The 17,036-nt window shown below is 62.0% G+C and carries 18 protein-coding genes; 10 read left to right on the top strand and 8 right to left on the bottom strand.

Going from position 1 to position 17,036, the window contains the following annotated elements; translation table 11 throughout:
* The first annotated feature begins 120 nt into the window (after positions 1-120).
* Positions 121-471, top strand: a complete 351-nt coding sequence (locus EN824_RS08675; protein ID WP_127277820.1) for a DUF5330 domain-containing protein — start codon at positions 121-123, stop codon at positions 469-471.
* A 100-nt stretch (positions 472-571) separates the two neighbouring features.
* On the top strand, positions 572-1,000 hold the full coding sequence (locus EN824_RS08670) for a SufE family protein (protein ID WP_127277819.1): 429 nt from the start codon (positions 572-574) through the stop codon (positions 998-1,000).
* A 98-nt stretch (positions 1,001-1,098) separates the two neighbouring features.
* Here the strand turns inward: EN824_RS08670 and EN824_RS08665 are convergent, their stop codons facing one another.
* Both EN824_RS08665 and EN824_RS08660 read right to left on the bottom strand, forming a co-directional pair.
* On the bottom strand, positions 1,099-1,524 hold the full coding sequence (locus EN824_RS08665; protein ID WP_027143963.1) for a MucR family transcriptional regulator: 426 nt from the start codon (positions 1,522-1,524) through the stop codon (positions 1,099-1,101).
* 410 nt (positions 1,525-1,934) lie between these two features.
* A complete protein-coding gene (locus EN824_RS08660) occupies positions 1,935-2,303 on the bottom strand; it encodes an SH3 domain-containing protein (protein WP_127277818.1) in 369 nt (122 codons plus the stop codon).
* Between the two features lie 114 nt (positions 2,304-2,417).
* Between EN824_RS08660 and EN824_RS08655 the strand changes: the two genes are divergently transcribed.
* From EN824_RS08655 to EN824_RS08645, 3 genes are all read left to right on the top strand, one after another.
* Entirely contained in the window at positions 2,418-4,517 is a 2,100-nt protein-coding gene (locus EN824_RS08655) for a S9 family peptidase (RefSeq protein ID WP_127277817.1), read from the top strand.
* A gap of 19 nt (positions 4,518-4,536) precedes the next feature.
* Entirely contained in the window at positions 4,537-5,163 is a 627-nt protein-coding gene (locus tag EN824_RS08650; protein ID WP_127277816.1) for a LysE family translocator, read from the top strand.
* Between the two features lie 152 nt (positions 5,164-5,315).
* Complete coding sequence (locus EN824_RS08645) at positions 5,316-5,717, top strand: SET domain-containing protein-lysine N-methyltransferase (protein ID WP_127277815.1); 402 nt, start codon at positions 5,316-5,318, stop codon at positions 5,715-5,717.
* Here the strand turns inward: EN824_RS08645 and EN824_RS08640 are convergent.
* From EN824_RS08640 to EN824_RS08625, 4 genes are all read right to left on the bottom strand, one after another.
* Positions 5,714-6,664 carry a cytochrome c gene (locus EN824_RS08640; protein ID WP_127277814.1) on the bottom strand — a complete coding sequence of 317 codons (951 nt, stop codon included), beginning with the start codon at positions 6,662-6,664 and terminating at the stop codon, positions 5,714-5,716. The two genes, EN824_RS08645 and EN824_RS08640, sit on opposite strands and share 4 nt — an antisense overlap.
* A gap of 9 nt (positions 6,665-6,673) precedes the next feature.
* The gene (locus tag EN824_RS08635) at positions 6,674-7,111 is read right to left on the bottom strand and encodes a cytochrome c (RefSeq protein ID WP_127277813.1); all 438 of its coding nucleotides are present in this window, start codon (positions 7,109-7,111) and stop codon (positions 6,674-6,676) included.
* 161 nt (positions 7,112-7,272) lie between these two features.
* Complete coding sequence (locus EN824_RS08630; protein WP_056563640.1) at positions 7,273-7,869, bottom strand: superoxide dismutase; 597 nt, start codon at positions 7,867-7,869, stop codon at positions 7,273-7,275.
* Between the two features lie 177 nt (positions 7,870-8,046).
* Positions 8,047-8,925, bottom strand: coding sequence for a branched-chain amino acid aminotransferase (locus EN824_RS08625; RefSeq protein WP_127278920.1), 879 nt, complete (start codon positions 8,923-8,925; stop codon positions 8,047-8,049).
* Positions 8,926-9,081: 156 nt separating this feature from the next.
* On the opposite strand from EN824_RS08625, the gene EN824_RS08620 reads away from it, so the two are divergent.
* Complete coding sequence (locus tag EN824_RS08620; RefSeq protein WP_127278921.1) at positions 9,082-9,744, top strand: haloacid dehalogenase type II; 663 nt, start codon at positions 9,082-9,084, stop codon at positions 9,742-9,744.
* Between the two features lie 171 nt (positions 9,745-9,915).
* On the top strand, positions 9,916-10,740 hold the full coding sequence (locus EN824_RS08615; protein WP_127871327.1) for a L,D-transpeptidase: 825 nt from the start codon (positions 9,916-9,918) through the stop codon (positions 10,738-10,740).
* Between the two features lie 34 nt (positions 10,741-10,774).
* Here the strand turns inward: EN824_RS08615 and EN824_RS08610 are convergent, their stop codons facing one another.
* Positions 10,775-12,316, bottom strand: coding sequence for a helicase HerA-like C-terminal domain-containing protein (locus EN824_RS08610; protein ID WP_127278923.1), 1,542 nt, complete (start codon positions 12,314-12,316; stop codon positions 10,775-10,777).
* A 342-nt stretch (positions 12,317-12,658) separates the two neighbouring features.
* On the opposite strand from EN824_RS08610, the gene EN824_RS08605 reads away from it, so the two are divergent.
* From EN824_RS08605 to EN824_RS08595, 3 genes are all read left to right on the top strand, one after another.
* Positions 12,659-14,101: a methylmalonyl-CoA mutase subunit beta gene (locus EN824_RS08605; RefSeq protein WP_127278924.1), complete on the top strand. Its 1,443-nt coding sequence runs from the start codon at positions 12,659-12,661 to the stop codon at positions 14,099-14,101.
* Positions 14,098-16,218, top strand: coding sequence for a methylmalonyl-CoA mutase (scpA, locus tag EN824_RS08600; RefSeq protein ID WP_127871325.1), 2,121 nt, complete (start codon positions 14,098-14,100; stop codon positions 16,216-16,218). Before EN824_RS08605 ends, scpA begins: the two co-directional genes overlap by 4 nt.
* Before the next feature lie 64 nt (positions 16,219-16,282).
* Positions 16,283-16,510, top strand: coding sequence for an AbrB/MazE/SpoVT family DNA-binding domain-containing protein (locus EN824_RS08595; protein WP_127871324.1), 228 nt, complete (start codon positions 16,283-16,285; stop codon positions 16,508-16,510).
* A 12-nt stretch (positions 16,511-16,522) separates the two neighbouring features.
* Here EN824_RS08595 and greA read toward each other — a convergent pair whose 3' ends face one another.
* Complete coding sequence (greA, locus tag EN824_RS08590) at positions 16,523-16,996, bottom strand: transcription elongation factor GreA (RefSeq protein WP_127280456.1); 474 nt, start codon at positions 16,994-16,996, stop codon at positions 16,523-16,525.
* Between the last annotated feature and the right edge of the window lie 40 nt (positions 16,997-17,036).

The raw sequence follows: 17,036 nt of genomic DNA, 5'->3' as shown, positions 1-17,036 counted from the left end.
AATTTGAGGAAAATTCTCGGCGATCATGCAAGCCGTCTTTCGTCCCTGTGTGCCAATATCCTGCCCATAAAAGAGGTCATGCCATATGATGCATGATCCGGTCACGACGAGAGGCAAGGCATGTTCTTCCTGATAAGAATGGCTTTCTGGTTTTCACTTGTGCTGCTGGCGCTGCCGCTGGGCGTCGGGTCCGATGAAACGGGCCAGGAAAGCGTCGGGCCGATCCAGGCCCTGTTCGCGGCGCGCGACGCCGTCGGCGACATCGCCGGAATCTGCGAACGCAAGCCCGATGTCTGCGAAACCGGCAAGTCGGCGATGCACACCATCACCGCACGCGCCAAGGAGACCGCCAAGATCGCGGCCGCCATGCTGGACGACAAGTCCGCCGGCCCCGACACCTCGACAATGACGGGCAGCGTGCCGGACGAAATCGTCCTGCCCCAGACGGTCAACTTGCCGATAAAGAATTAAGCCGTCTCGACGGCGCACCGCGGATCGTTTGCCCTCTCGACGCCTGCGGTGTCCTTGTTTTTTCCGTGACGCGGCGCCGCCGCGTGACTATATCCGGGTCATGACGACCACGATCCAGACGATCCGCGACGACTTCTCGTTCCTCGAGGAATGGGAGGACCGCTATCGTTACGTCATCGAGCTCGGCGAAGCGCTGCCTCCCTTCCCCGATGCGGAGCGCAACGCCGCCAACAAGGTGCCGGGTTGCGTCAGCCAGGTCTGGCTGACCACCGAACGGGGTTCGGGCGCCGATCCCGTCATCACCTTCACGGGCGATTCGGACGCCCATATCGTGCGCGGACTGGTCGCGATCATGTTGGCGCTGTTTTCCGGAAAGACAGCCAGCGAAATCCAGAAAACCGACGCTGAAGCAACGCTGAAGGCACTCGGCCTCGACGAGCACCTGTCCCCCCAGCGCGCCAACGGCCTTCGCTCGATGGTCAAGCGCATCAAGCGCGACGCCGAGATGGCGCTCGCGCAGACTGCCTGACAGGCTTCTTCACACCTTTCCTGGAATTGCTCTGGCCCTCAAAATCAAACGGCGCCCGAAGGCGCCGTCCGATTTCAGGTCCAATCCGGCAGTATCGGCTACCGCGCCTTGCGCTTGCGGCCGAGGCCCATCTTCTTGGCAAGCTGCGAGCGGGCCGCCGCGTAGTTCGGGGCAACCATCGGATAGCTTGGGTCCAGGTTCCACTTTTCGCGATACTGATCGGGCGTCAGATCGTAGTGGGTCATCAGGTGACGCTTGAGCGACTTGAACTTCTTGCCGTCTTCAAGACAGACAATGTAGTCGTCGTGAACCGAGCGCTTCGGGTTGACAGCCGGCTTCTGCTTGTCCGCAGGCGGCTGTTCGACGGTACCGCCCACACGCCCAAGAGCGGCGTGGACATCGGATATCAGGTTCGGCAGTTCGCCGACCGGCACGGGATTGTTGCTGACATAGGCAGCCACCACATCGGCGGTGAGCTCGATCAGCGCATCATTGTTTCTGGAAGGTGTTTCGACAATATCCATGGTCTTCAGGCCCCAACAAGAGTTACGTCGGTCTGCGCCCTTTTTTACAAGCAGGGCATTGCACGAATTTTTTGCAGATAGAGCATCCGCGATTCGTGTCACGGGGACATCAATGCGACCACACGTCAAGTAAGTCAATTCGCTCTTTGCATTATATTTAGGAATGTTGATCAACTATTCCGGGATCAGCTTCAATCTTTCGTGCACCATGTAATTTTTCGATATTTCGGTCGCCAAACGGACAAAGGCTGACGTTGGGTCAGCTAATCGTTACATTCGCGATAACTCACAAAACAAGCTTCAATGCTCCGGTTTGCTTGACGAGCACACCGGCAAGCTTGGTTGTTCACACCTGTCCACAAAACCACAGGTTGCCAAACCATTCCCCGGTCAAGCAGGCCACTCCGGGGTCAAAACGGCACGATGTATCCGCCATAGGCCCAGCCGGTGACGAAGACGCCGTTCCTGGCGGGGTCATGCCAGACTTCGCACCAGCGATAGCGAACCGTCTGCTGCTGTTTCCATGCCTCCTGGCCGGCAATATCGAGCAGATCCATGCCGCCGGTGCATCGTCCGGTCATCTGCAGGACGGTCCCGTTCTGGTATGCGGCCTGCTTCTGGGAGATGCCCGACGGATATTTGCGCACATTGAGCGTGTCGCCGAACGGCACATTGGCTACTTGCCAAGCTGCGAATACGGTCGCATGAGACTGGCCGGCAAAGACCAGAGTCAACGAAGCGACGGCGAAGACCGCAGCAATACGAGACCGAACAGTCATCTTCTCTCCTCCCGACCATCTCAGGGCCCGACACCACCTCTACGCAACAGCTCTTGAACCCGCGCTGATCTGCGCGTTCATACATCGTTCAAGATATTTCCAGAGCGAGACGCAATGACCAGGACTTCCCGATTTCCGACCGTCAACCCGCCTGCCCCCGAAAAAAGGCCGGTCTCGGATACGCATCACGGCATCACGCGAACCGATGACTATGCCTGGCTGCGGGCGGATAACTGGCAGGAGATGTTCAGGGACCCTTCCTTGCTCGATCCTGGGATCCGCGCCGAACTCGAAGCCGAGAATGCCTACCATTCGGCGCTGATGGCCGACACGTCGGATCTGCAAAAGCAGCTTTTCAAGGAAATGAAGGGCCGCATCAAGGAAGACGATTCTTCCGTTCCCATGAAGGACGGTCCTTACGCCTATGGGTCTTCCTTCAAGCTTGGCGGCGAGCAGCCGCGCTATTTCCGCATGCCGCGCGACGGCGGACTCGAGCAGATCCTGCTCGACGGCGACGCCGAGGCCGAGGGCAAGGCCTATTTCCGGCTTGGCGGCGTCGATCATTCGGCCGATCATCGCAAGCTGCTGTGGGCCTTCGACGACAAGGGTTCCGAATTCTACACGCTGCGTGTGCGCGACCTTGCCGATGGCAGGGAACTGGCGGACCAGATTCCCGCCACCGGCGGTTCGGGCGTCTGGGACGCAGGCAATGACGGGTTCTTCTATACGCGTCTCGATCCGAACCACCGGCCGTCCAAAGTGCTGTTCCACGCCTTGGGCCAAGATCCTGAAAACGACCGCCTGATCTATGAGGAAACCGACCCCGGCTTCTTCATGAACGTCGACGGGACCCGCAACAATCAATGGATCATGATCGGCATCAACGATCACGAGACTTCGGAATATCGCCTGTTGAGCGCCAGCGATCCGTTTGCCGAGCCGAAGCTGGTGTCGGCGCGCGAGACCGGCCTTCAGTATGAGCTGGAGGAAGGCGGCGACATATTCTTCATCCTGACCAATGCGGACGGTGCCAAGGACTTCAAGATCATGACGGCGCCGGCGAGCGATCCTGTCCGCGCCAACTGGCAGGAACTGGTGCCGCATGAACCGGGCCGGCTGATCCTGTCGGTGATCGGCTTCAAGGACCACATGGTCCGGCTCGAGCGCAAGGAAGGCCTGCCGCGCATCGTCGTGCGTGACCGCGCCAGCGGCGAAGAGCATCTGATCTTCTTCGATGAGGAAGCCTTCTCGCTCGGCCTTTCGGGGTCCCTGGAATACGACACCGAGATGATGCGCTTTTCCTACTCGTCGATGACGACGCCGTCGCAGATGTTCGACTACAACATGCGCACCCGTGAGCGTGTGCTGCTCAAGACCCAGGAAGTGCCGTCCGGCCACGACCCGCATCAATACGTCACGAGGCGGCTGATGGCGCCCGCGGCCGATGGCGAACTGGTGCCGATCTCGCTTCTGCACCACCGCGACACGCCGCTGGACGGCTCCGCGCCCTGCCTGCTCTACGGTTATGGCTCCTATGGCATTGCCGTGCCGGCCGCCTTCAATACCAACTGGTTCTCACTCGTCGACCGCGGCCTAGTCTTTGCCATTGCCCATGTCCGCGGCGGCAAGGACAAGGGTTATGGCTGGTACGATGACGGCAAGCGGGCACAGAAGATGAACACCTTCACCGATTTCATCGCCTGCGCCCGTCACCTCGTTGCCGAGCGCTATACCGCGCATGACCGCATCGTCGCGCAGGGCGGCTCGGCCGGCGGCATGCTGATGGGCGCCATCGCCAACATGGCGCCGGATTGCTTCGGAGGCATCGTGGCCGAGGTTCCGTTCGTCGACGTGCTTACCACCATGCTCGACGCGACGCTGCCGCTGACCCCGCCGGAATGGCCGGAATGGGGCAATCCGATTGCATCGGCCGACGACTACCGGACGATCGCCGCCTATTCGCCCTACGACAATGTTGCCGCGCTCGACTACCCGGCGATCCTGGCGCTCGCCGGTCTTACCGATCCGCGCGTCACCTATTGGGAGCCGGCCAAGTGGGTGGCGCGGCTGCGTGACCGCAAGAGCGGCGATAATCCGGTGCTGTTCAAGATCAACATGGATTCCGGCCATGCCGGCGCGTCCGGCCGGTTTTCACGCCTGGAGGAGATCGCCTATACCTATGCCTTCACCCTGAAGGTGACGGACAAGGCATAGCTAACGGAGGAACGCCGCGGTGATCGATCTGTCCACATTGATAGCCTATATCGCGGTTGTGTTCGGCTTTGTCTTCATTCCGGGTCCGGCCACATTGTTGACGATCGCGCGCGCGACGAGTTCGGGAACCAGGGTCGGGATCGCCACCGGCGCCGGGATCGCGGCCGGCGATGTGTTTCATACCGTCATGGCGATGGTCGGCATCTCGGCGATCATCGCCACATCGGCGACGCTGTTCAGCATCGTGAAGTATATCGGCGCGGCCTATCTCGTTTACCTCGGCATTCGCGCCATCATCGAGAAAGCGCCGACCGATCCGACCGCCGGCGCGCTTGCAATCTCCGCCGGCAAGGCGTTTCGACTGGCTGTCCTGACCGAGGTGCTCAACCCCAAGACCGCGCTTTTCTTCCTCGCTTTCCTGCCTCAGTTCGTGCGGCCCGAAAACGGATCGGCGATGGTTCAGTTGGCCGTATTGGGGATCATCTTCGTCGTGCTGGGCCTATTCAGCACGGTTGTGTTCGCGGTGAGCGCGGGGCGGCTCGGCAGTTTCCTGCACCGAAATCCGACAGTGCTGAAATGGCAGGGCAAGGTTGTCGGCGGCATCTATTGTGCGCTCGGTGTACGCCTGGCCTTGCAACAGCGCTGAGGTCAGGCAGCCACGCGTCTGTCGGCAGGCATGATGATCATGACTTTTTGAATTCCGCGCGGCTCATTTCCGCTCGCAATTGCGACGCTCGCGCGTTACCCAAAGCACGACTTTTCCCGGCCACGAAGCCCACACTCGCACAAGGGTCCATCATGCTGCTCGTCGACGTCTATCTCGACAAATCGCCGATCCAGGGCATCGGTGTGTTTGCCAAGCACCACATTGCCAAGGGCACGCTGGTCTGGAAGCTCGACCCCCGGTTCGACCGGATCATCGACGTCGAGACCTATGAGGGCGAGACCGGGCCGGTGAAGAACTATCTCGACCGCTATTCCTACCCCGACCGGCGCGATCCGGCCTATATCGTCTTCGAAGCCGACGACGCCCGCTACATGAACCATGACGACGAGCCGAATTGCGATGTCTCGTCGCCCGAGGAAACCTACGCCTTGCGCGACATCGCGCCCGGCGAGGAGATGACCTGCAACTACAACCATTTCTTCGAAACGGGCTTCGATTTCCTCGGCGATCGACACCTGCAGTCCGAAGACTAGTTCGTGCTTTTCTTGCGCGGCGGATAGCCGTTGGGATGCGGCGGTACCGCCTTGAGATAGGCGGCAATCGCCGCACGGTCGTCCGCCGTCAGCTCGGCCATGTTGCGCTGCACATCGACCATCGCGCCGCCAGCGGAATCGAAATCCGGCGTGAACCCGGTTTCGAGGTAGTTGGCAATGTCGGCTTCCGACCAGTTGGTGATGCCACTCCCACCCGAAGTGATGTTCGGCACGACGCCCGAGCCCTCGGCTGCCACAGCACCGGCCAGCCATTCGCTTTTCCTGATGCCGCCAGCCAAGTCGCGGGGCGTATGGCATTCGCCGCAATGACCTGGCCCTTCGACCAGATAGCGGCCTGCCATCACGGGTTCCGGCGTGCCGCCAGGCAGCGGAATGACAGGCTGGTCGCTGAGATAGAGGCGCTTCCATAGGCCAATGCCGCGCCGGATGTTGAACGGGAACGCCAGCGAATTGCCCGGCGTCTTGCCGGCGACGGCGGGAAGCGTCTTCAGGAAGGCATAGAGATCGGCAATGTCGGAAGGTTTCATGCGCGCGTAGGACGCGTAGGGAAACGCCGGATACAAATGATGACCCGAGGGCGATACGCCTTTCAACATGGCGTTGGCGAGATCCTCGGCCGACCATGCGCCGATGCCGTCCTTGGGGTCTTGCGAAATATTGGGCGGAACGAAGGTGCCGAACGGCGTCTTGAGTTCAAGGCCACCCACGAGCTGAAGCCGTGCATCGCCCTGCGACCCAGGTTTCGCATGGCAGGAGGTGCAGCCGCCTGCATAAAAAATCCGCTTGCCCCGAACAGCATCGCCGGGGCCGAGTTGCGCCAACGCCGCCGCATCAAGCTTGACCGGCGCCGACAGCAGCCAACCGGCTGCCGCGCCGACGACGCCCAGAACGAGGGCCGCGCCGACGAGCTTCTTCAGCCATGCCATATCAGGCAATCAGCCCTTCTTGACCCTGTAGCTCTGATGGCAGGCGCCGCAATTCGACCCAAGAACGCCGACTTGCGCTTTGAGCGCATCGACATCGCCAGGAGCTGCCGCGACCGCGGCCTTGACGTCGGAGAGATACTTGTCCTCGGCCGCCTTGAAGCCGGCCATGTCTTCCCAGATCTTTGGTGCCGCCGTGGTGTCGCCGGCATCGCTGCCCTTCGGGAACAAGGCCTCTACGTCGAATTTCTCGGCATTTTCCTGCACGGCCTGCAGCTGCGTCAGCACCGCGGCGGCATCAAAGGGTTCCTCGCCCTTGACCACTTTCGCCAGGCCGCCGACGATCTTTCCGCGTTCCTTCATCAGAGCCTGCCGGTCGAGGATCGGATCGGCAAAGGCCGCCGACGCGGCGAGTGCGAGCATGGAGATGGCGATGACAAGCTTTCTCATTCATTTGGCTCCGTGATGAAGGCATTCAGGACAGGACGTTAACGGACGTGGCGGGAGGAATATTCCCTTCTCGCGGCATGAATTTTGTATGACCTTTGCTTGTGCGGCACTTCGGTACAAAAAAGAAAAGCCCCGTCTTGCGGGGCTTTTCTGGAGGCCTGTCAGGCTTTTTCGTAGAGTTCGAGAACGTGATCCCAGTTGATCAGGCTGTCGACGAAGGCCTCGAGATATTTCGGCCGGGCGTTGCGGTAGTCGATGTAATAGGAGTGTTCCCAGACGTCGACGCCGAGGATCGGCGATGCGCCATGAACGAGCGGGTTTTCACCGTTTGGCGTCTTCGAGATCGCCAGCTTGCCGTCCTTGACCGAAACCCATGCCCAGCCCGAACCGAACTGCGTCGTGCCGGCGGCGATGAAGTCGGCCTTGAACTTGTCATAGCCGCCAAGATCGCTGTCGAAAGCCTTCTGCAGCGCGCCAGGGAGCTTGTTGCCGCCACCGCCCTTCTTCATCCACTTCCAAAAATGGATGTGGTTGTAATGCTGTGCGGCATTGTTGAAGAGACCGGCATTCTTGCCGAACGACTGCTTGACCACCTCTTCGACGGAAAGATCGCCAAGGCCGGCTTCGGCGGCGAGCTTGTTGCCGTTGTCAACATAGGCTTTGTGATGCTTGTCGTGGTGATACTCCAGCGTCTCTTTCGACATATAGGGCTGCAGGGCCTCATAGTCGTAGGGCAGAGCGGGCAATTCGAAAGCCATGGGTAGTACTCCCTCGTGGAAAAATCCGGTGTGGATACCGGAGTAAGATAGGTCGCGATTGAGCTGGAACAACTCCGGAAGTGAAGCGTCGGTTCTCTTTCTAAGCGGGTTCCCGAGAACTGTCACACGCTTTTCCTGCGGCCAACCGCGCAGCGACAAAAAGCTCAAACCGGCATCTCAGCCAACCGAGGCCGAATGCGCCCAATCCCAATAGAGTTCGCGTGCCTTCTTGGCCACCGGGCCGGGTTGCAGGTCGCGGCCCTCGATGCGGGTGATCGGCACCACCTTGGAGTGGTTGCCGGTCGAGAAGATTTCGTCGGCTTCGAGGAAATCCCGCACCGAAAGCGTCTTTTCGGTCGTCCTGAACCCATAGTCGCCGAGCAGCGTCATCGTGCGCGAGCGGGTAATGCCGGACAGGAAGGTTCCGTTGGGCGCCGGCGTCAGCACATGGCCGTCCTTGACCAGAAAGATGTTCGAGCTTCCGGTCTCCGCGACATTGCCCAGCATGTCGAGCACAAGTGCATTGTCGAAGCCGCGCGCCTTGGCCTCGAGGATGGCGCGGCCGTTGTTGGGATAGAGGCAGCCGGCCTTGGCATTGGTCGGCATGGTTTCGATGGTCGGCCGCCGGAACGGCGATACGGTCACGGAAAAACCGGTCGGCGAGATCATCGGCGATTCATAGAGACACAGGCAGAAACGGGTCGAGGCGGGATCGGCCGGCACGCCCATGTAGCCGCCATGCTCGGCCCAGTACATCGGCCTGATGTAGACCGCCGTCTTGCCGTCGAATTTCTTCAATCCGTCCCAGGTCAGCCCGACGATCTGCTCCGGCGTCATGTTCGGCGCGAGGCCGAGCGCGATCGCCGAGGCATTGACGCGTGCGGCATGAAGTTCGAGGTCCGGCGCCACGCCCTCGAACCAGCGAGCCCCGTCGAACACGCTGGTGCCGAGCCACATGGCGTGGCTGCGCGGCCCCAGAATGGCGACATTGCCTTCGTACCAATCGCCATCGATGAAAGTCCATGTCGCGGATTGCGCCGCTGCCGCCAGTGTCATCGCGTTTTCCCGTTCCGGTCAATCTTATGTGACAGCCATTGGAAGATGCTTTGACAGGCCTCGTCAACCATCATCAGGGAGATTTGTTGAGGCCAGCGACGGGTGCGGTGCAATCAAGGCTTGCACCTTGTCCCGCCTCGCCTCAAAACTGTTGCCATGCAATACGCCGCCTATGTTTTCGACGCCTACGGCACACTGTTCGACGTGCACGCCGCCGTGCGCCGCCATGCAGACGCGATCGGCCCGGACGGCCAGCTCCTGTCCGAAATCTGGCGCGCCAAGCAACTCGAATATTCCTGGGTGCGCACGCTGATGGGCGCCTATTGCGATTTCTGGCAGTTGACGGAACAGGCGCTGGACTTCGCCTTGCGCAAGGTCCCTTCGGCCGATCCTGGTCTCAAGGCAAAGTTGCTGGAGGCCTATTGGAGGCTGGACTGTTACCCCGAAGTGCCAGCCGTGCTGAAGGCGCTCAAGGCTTCCGGCGCCAGACTGGCTATCCTCTCCAATGGCTCGCCCGAAATGCTTGAAGCGGCAGTAAAGTCCGCGGCACTCGACCAGGTCCTGGACGACGTCTATTCGGTCGATGCGGTGCGGCGCTTCAAGACCGACCCAGCGGTCTACGACATGGTCGCCACCGGCTGGCGCCTCTATCCAGGCGCGGTCTCCTTCCAGTCTTCCAATCGCTGGGACATTGCGGGCGCCACCAAATTCGGTTTCCGCACGGTTTGGATCAACCGCTCCAACCAGCCGGAGGAATACCGGGACTTGCCGCCGGCCCTGATCCTGCCATCGCTGGAGGCCCTCGTATCCGGCAGCTGACAGACCTGTGGCCCCAACGCCACAGTGGCGGCGCAGTCACAGCTTCGCCTTTGTTTGTCCACGTTCGGGCCAGAATCGGAACCGCCTATCGCCTCAGGTGTTGTTAGGCACCCGCGGCGGACGTCGGCGTGTTGACGCTTTGTTGCGATTTGAGTCTTAAAGAAGGCAGCCATGTCCATAACCGAAATCGAATCCTATCGCCTGAGCCGTCGCTGCTTTCTCAACGCCGCAGCCCTGGGCGCCGCCTCGATCGCGGTTTCGGCATGCGCAACCACCGGACCGGGGCCGGCCGAGCCGCCGCCACCTACCTATGTCGAGCCGCCGCTCGCCGACTATGCGTCTATGTACGCGGCGGTCAACGATGGCGGCTTCGATCTGCCGGCCATCCCGGTCGACAGGATCGACCCGCAGTTCCTGCGCCAGATCGTGCCCGACCCGACCGGACAGAAGCCGGGAACCATCGTCGTCGATACGACAGGCCACTTCCTCTATCTGGTTCGCCCGGGCGGCCAGGCCATTCGCTATGGTGTCGGGCTCGGCCGCGCCGGCTTCGAATGGTCGGGCGACGCCGTCGTCCAGTGGAAGCAGAAATGGCCGAAATGGACGCCTCCGGATGAGATGATCGCGCGCCAGCCGGAATTGAAGCAGTACAGCGCCGACAATGGCGGCATGCCCGGCGGCCTGAAGAACCCGCTCGGGGCGCGCGCGCTCTATCTCTTCCAGGGCAATGTGGACACGCTCTATCGCCTGCACGGCTCGCCGGAATGGCGCTCGATAGGCAAATCGGTGTCATCGGGCTGCGTGCGCCTGATGAACCAGGACATCATCGATCTCTATGACCGCGTGCCGTCGAAGAGCCCGGTCATCGTGACCAGCAACGCCAGCCAGCCCATGGTGGCGACGGCGAACCACAAGGCCATCCCGATCGACGCCGGCGTGCCGGATGGATCGGTGCTGCTCGGCCCGGTCAAGGCGGTCACGGACGCGATCTTCTGAGCTCACAGGGCAGCGGCAACGCCGCTGCCCGATCCTACCGCCCCCGCGACAAACTCCCCAGAATCCCGCGCACGATCGCACGTCCGACCGACGAGCCGACCGATCGCACCACCGACTTGATTGCGGCTTCCGCCACCGTCTGGCGATTGGACGGCCGCGGCGCCGGCGCGCGCCTGCCACCGGACTGCGGCGCTGGATCGTCATTGCCGAAGCCTGGAATGGTCCAGCGCGAGCCGCCGGTGTCTGCCTGCTGCGCCTCGGCGTCCTGCGCCTCCTTGGCCTTCTTCTGCAGCATCTCGAACGCCGATTCGCGGTCGATGACCTGGTCGTACTGGCCGGTGACCGGGCTTTCCCCGATCAGCTTCAGCCGCTCGGCGGGGGTAATGGGTCCAAGCCGCGACGACGGCGGACGGATGAGCGTGCGCTGGACCATCGACGGAATGCCCTTGGCCTCCAGCGTCGAGACCAGCGCTTCGCCGGTGGCGAGCTGGGTGATGGCGGTGGCGCAGTCGAAATCGGGATTGGGCCGGAAGGTCTCGGCCGCCGTCCTCACCGCCTGCTGCTCGCGCGGCGTGTAGGCGCGCAGCGCATGCTGCACGCGGTTGCCGAGCTGGGCGAGGACCTTTTCGGGAATATCCAAAGGGTTCTGCGTGACGAAATAGACGCCGACGCCCTTGGAGCGAATCAAGCGGACCACTTGCTCGACCCGGTCGATCAGCACCTTCGGCGCCTCGTCGAACAAGAGGTGCGCCTCGTCGAAGAAGAACACCAGCTTCGGCTTGTCGGGGTCGCCGACTTCGGGCAATTCCTCGAACAGCTCCGACATCAGCCAGAGAAGGAACGTCGCGTAGAGGCGCGGATTCATCATCAGCTTGTCGGCGGCCAGCACGCTGATGGCGCCGCGACCATCGCGGGTCGTGCGCATGATGTCGGCGATGCGCAATGCCGGCTCGCCAAAGAAGTTCGCCGCGCCCTGCTGCTCCAGCACCAGCAACGTGCGCTGAATGGCCCCCACCGATGGCTTGGTGACGTTGCCGTAACGGGCGCTGATCTCTTCCGCACGCTCGGCAATGTTGGCGAGCAGCGCCTGCAGATCTTTCATGTCGAGCAGCAGCAACCCTTCCTCATCGGCTATGCGGAAGGCAATGTTCATGATGCCTTCCTGTGCGTCGGTCAGGTTCATCAGCCGCGACAGCAGCAGCGGTCCCATTTCCGAAATGGTCGCGCGGATAGGGTGGCCCTGCTCGCCGAACAGATCCCAGAAGATGACCGGGAATTCCTGGAAGTCGTAAGGGTCGAGCTTCACCTGTTCCGCCCGCTTGACCAGGAAATCCTGCGCGGTGCCCATCATGGCGATGCCGGAAAGGTCGCCCTTGATGTCGGCGCAGAAGACCGGCACGCCGGCGTTGGAAAATCCCTCCGCCAGGATCTGCAAGCTGACGGTCTTGCCGGTACCGGTGGCGCCGGTCACCAGGCCATGGCGATTGCCGTATTGCAGCAGCAGATTTTCAGCTCGCTGATAGCTGTCGTCGGGCTTGCGGCTGGCGCCGATGAAAATACTGGTGTCGTCAGCCATATGTCGGGTCTCCGCAAACTGATGTGCCCAAAGCCAGCCTTTGCCCGAAGGTATAGTGAGGCTGTTGCACAGCGACAATGACAATTGTCCAACGCGGGCCGATCATCCAATCCAGGGCCAATCGTCCAAATCGGACCAATCGCCAGGATCGGATTTGGAACTTGCGAATTTCGATGGTGTTTGGCAATCGTCCATGGTCCGCCCACCCAAGCCGACCTATATCAGGTGGATCGAATATCAGGTGAGTGGGATTCGGACCTTGCACGTGCATTGCGGTAACCGACCGGGGACCGTAGACTGGGCTGGCCGGGCTGGTGCGGCCACACAGAACGAGGACGACGAATGGGCGCCGGAGCCTTGACCAGGGATGTTGAGCCAATGGATGCGGAGCGTCAGCGATGGCTGGCCTTGGCGGAAAAGGCGTTGGCCGGCGCATCCTTCGAGGAAAAGCTGATCTCGCATACCGACGACAACATCCGCGTCGAGCCGCTCTATGACCGCGCGACCGGAGCCGAACCGATCGTGCGCGCCAATCCTCAATCGCCCTGGATCGTCAGCCAGCGCGTCGACGACCCCGATGTCGATCGCGCCAAGAGCCAGGCCCTGGAAGACATTGCGCAAGGCGCGACGGGACTGTCGCTCGTCTTCGAAGGTGCCCCGAACGCGTTCGGCTACGGCCTGCCGAGGACGGCGCAGGCACTGGAGACGGTGCTGGAGGGCGTGCCCCTCAACAGGGTCCAGATCCGCATCGACACCCACCCCTGGAGCCGCCCCATGGCCGACTGGCTGGTGGCGTTCCTGAGCAAGCGGCGCTCCGATCCGGCAAAGCTCAACCTTTCCTTCGGCATCGATCCGGCGGCCGTCCTCGCCGGCACCGGCCGACTGCGCATGTCGATCGAGGCACTGCAGGAATCGATGCCGCAATCGCTGGCGCATTTCTTCTCGATGGGCGTTCCGGGTGTGCTCCTGGAGGCGGACGGTCGCGTTTTTCACAATGCCGGCGCCACGGAAGCGCAGGAACTCGGCATCATGCTGGCCTCGGCGGTCTCGTATCTGAGAATGTTCGAGAAGGCGCGGCAGCCGCTCGTCTATGCCGCGCCTCATATCGGTTTCGCGCTCAGCGTCGACCAGGACCAGTTCCTGTCAATGGCCAAGGTGCGGGCCTTGCGCAGGCTGTGGGCACGGGTGCAGGAGGCCTGCTCGATCCCCAATTCCACGGCCAACATCCATGCCGAGACATCATTTCGCATGATGACGGCACTGGACCCCGAAACCAACATCCTGCGCACGACGATCGGCTGCTTCGCCGCGGCGGCGGGAGGCGCCGATTCGATCTCAATCCTGCCGCATACGATCGCGCATGGCCTGCCGGCGGCTTTTGCCCGCCGCGTCGCGCGCAACGCGCAGTTGATCATGGCCAATGAAAGCCATGTCGACCATGTCGCCGATCCCGCCCATGGCTCCGGCGCCGTCGAAGCGCTGACGTCGGATCTTTGCGAAGCAGCGTGGGCGGAATTGCAGGCGATCGAGGCAGAGGGTGGCGTGCTCTCCAGCCTTCGGGACGGACATATCCAGCAACGCGTCCGCGCTGCTGCCGTCCAGCGCGGCATTGCCTTCAAGTCAGGCGAGCGGGCCATGATCGGCGCCACGCTTTATCCGTTGAAAGGCGAGCGTCCGGTCGAGACGCTGGACGCTGAGCGGCGACCTGCCTTCACCGAGGGCGTCGTCCTGTGCGAGCCGCTGCCTCCAGTCCGCATCGATCAATCCATCGGGGCCGCTTCTTGATTCCGGATTTCAGTCAGATCGGCTGGGTGCCACCGCGCCGCGCGCCTGTCGAGGTCAAGGGGCAGCGGACGACGCCGGAAGGCCTCGTCGTCAAGCATCTCTACAATCAGGGCGACCTCAAGGGCCTGCCGCATCTCGACACCTATCCCGGCCTGCCGCCCTTCGTGCGTGGCCCCTACCCAACCATGTATGTCCAGCAGCCCTGGACGATCCGGCAATATGCAGGCTTTTCGACCGCCGAAGAGTCCAACGCCTTTTACCGGCGCAACCTTGCCGCCGGCCAGAAAGGTCTTTCGGTTGCCTTCGATCTTGCCACCCATCGCGGCTATGACTCAGACCATCCGCGTGTCGCCGGCGATGTCGGCATGGCGGGCGTGGCCATCGATTCCATCCTCGACATGCGTCAGTTGTTCGACGGCATACCGCTCGGCGACATGACCGTGTCGATGACGATGAACGGAGCCGTGCTGCCGATCATGGCGCTCTACATCGTGGCGGCGGAAGAGCAAGGCGTCGCACAGGAAGATCTGGCGGGAACCATTCAGAACGACATTCTGAAGGAGTTCATGGTCCGCAACACCTACATCTATCCGCCGAAGCCCTCGATGCGGATCGTCTCGGACATCTTCTCCTACACCTCGAAGAACATGCCGAAGTTCAACTCGATATCGATCTCCGGCTACCATATGCAAGAGGCCGGCGCGACCGCCGACCTGGAGCTCGCCTATACGATCGCCGACGGTATCGAATATGCCCGCGCCGGCGTCGCGGCAGGGCTCGGCATCGACAGTTTCGCGCCGCGCCTGTCCTTCTTCTGGGCGATCGGCATGAACTTCTTCATGGAAGTGGCCAAGCTCAGGGCCGCGCGCCTGTTGTGGGCGACGCTGATGAAAAAGAATTTCGCGCCGAAGGACGAGCGATCGCTGTCGCTGCGTACCCATTGCCAGACTTCCGGCTGGTCGCTGACGGCGCAGGATCCCTACAACAACATCATCCGCACCATGATCGAGGCGATGGCGGCGACCCAAGGGCATACCCAGTCGCTGCACACCAATTCCTTCGACGAGGCAATGGCGCTACCGACCGACCATTCGGCGCGCATCGCCCGCAACACGCAACTTGTCCTGCAGAAGGAGTCCGGCACCACGCGCATCATCGATCCGTGGGGCGGTTCGGCCTATCTCGAGCGGCTGACACACGATCTGGCGGCGCGTGCGCTTGCTCATATCGAGGAGGTCGAGGCTCTCGGCGGCATGGCGGCGGCGATCGAAAAGGGCATACCCAAGCTGCGCATCGAGGAAGCGGCGGCCCGCACGCAGGCGCGCATCGATTCCGGCGAGCAGATGCTGGTCGGCGTCAATGCGCATCGCCCGGAGAACGACATCGAGGTCGATGTGCTGAAGATCGACAATGCCGAGGTCAGGGCCCGGCAACTCTCGAAGCTGCAACGGCTGAAAGGCACGCGCGACGTGGCCGCCGTCGAAAGCGCGCTCGATGCGCTGACACGTGCCGCACAAGGCGAGGACAATCTCCTTGAATTCGCCATCCGCGCCGCGCGCGCCAACGCCACTGTCGGCGAAATCTCGTTCGCCTTGGAACGAGCCTATGGCCGCCATGTGGCCACGGTGCAGACCATTTCCGGCGTCTACCGCAAGGCGCTCGGCGACAATCCGGTGGTCGACCGGCTGCGGGACAAGCTTGATGCCTTCGAAAAGAAAAATGGCGGCAAGCCGCGCATTCTCGTGGCCAAGATGGGACAGGACGGCCACGACCGCGGACAGAAGGTGATCGCCACGGCTTTCGCCGATCTCGGCTTCGACGTCACCGTCGGCGCCATGTTCCAGACACCGGAAGAGATCGCGAAACTGGCCGTCGGGCACGATGTCCACATCATCGGCGCCTCGTCGCTGGCGGCGGGACACCTGACGCTGATCCCCGAATTGCGCGACGCGCTGAAAAAGCTCGGCCGCGGCGACATGCTGATCGTGGCCGGCGGCGTCATCCCGCCGCAGGACCATGAGGCTGTGCTGAAGGCGGGGGCTGCGGAAATTTTCCCGCCGGGCACGGTTATTCCGGAGGCGGCCGAGAGGCTGCTGCATCGGCTGCTGGCGCGTTGAGCGAAACATTGTAGCGCCGGAAAGGTTGTGTCACAATGACGAACGCAACCAAGGGTAACGGCCCGTGAAGACTATTGTCCGCAAGCTCGACGACGGATCAGGTGTCGTGATCTTGCCGCAGGAAATGCTGGACAACCTGAACATGCGAGTAGGCGATCAATTCCAGATCATCGAAACCGATGACGGCGTCATTCTAAGACCGATGAGAAGTGACGACGTCGAACGGCAGATGCGCGCTGCTCGTGATGTCATGGACCAGTATGAGGCCGTATTGCAAAGGATGGCCAAGTAGACGGGCCTTGCGTCAACTCTCTGAGAGCTTGACGATCTCCCACTCCTTGCCATTGACGCTGGCGACGTCGCCGACCTTCTTGCCGAACAGCGCCACCGCCATCGGCGAGACATGCGAGATGCTGCCCTTGGCGGGATCGGCTTCGTCCTCGCCGACGATCTTCCAGTGCACCTTCTTGCCGTCATCACTTTCCAGCGTGACACCCATGCCGAAGCGGACGACGTCGCTGCCGGGCTCCGGTACGGACAGTTCGGCGTTCTCCCGCCGCGCGGTCCAGTAGCGCAGGTCACGCGACACGACCGCGATGCGCTCGCGATCGGCCTTTCTCTCGGCTTTCGCCAGCACGTCGCGCAAATCGGCCAGATTGTCCTCGATCTGCGCCAGGCCGCGCTCGGTCACCAGGTTGCGGTGCGTGCTGATCGGCCTCTCGCCAACGCCGGCGATGGCATTCTCGCTGTCTTCCTCGCGGGTAAAAGCTCTGCTCATCTCCTGAACTTAGGCGCCGACTGGCCGCTCGACAAGCCAT

Origin of the sequence: Mesorhizobium sp. M8A.F.Ca.ET.181.01.1.1, assembly GCF_004792025.1 — a bacterium.
GTDB lineage: Bacteria > Pseudomonadota > Alphaproteobacteria > Rhizobiales > Rhizobiaceae > Mesorhizobium.
This window is presented reverse-complemented; position numbering and strand designations above follow the sequence as displayed.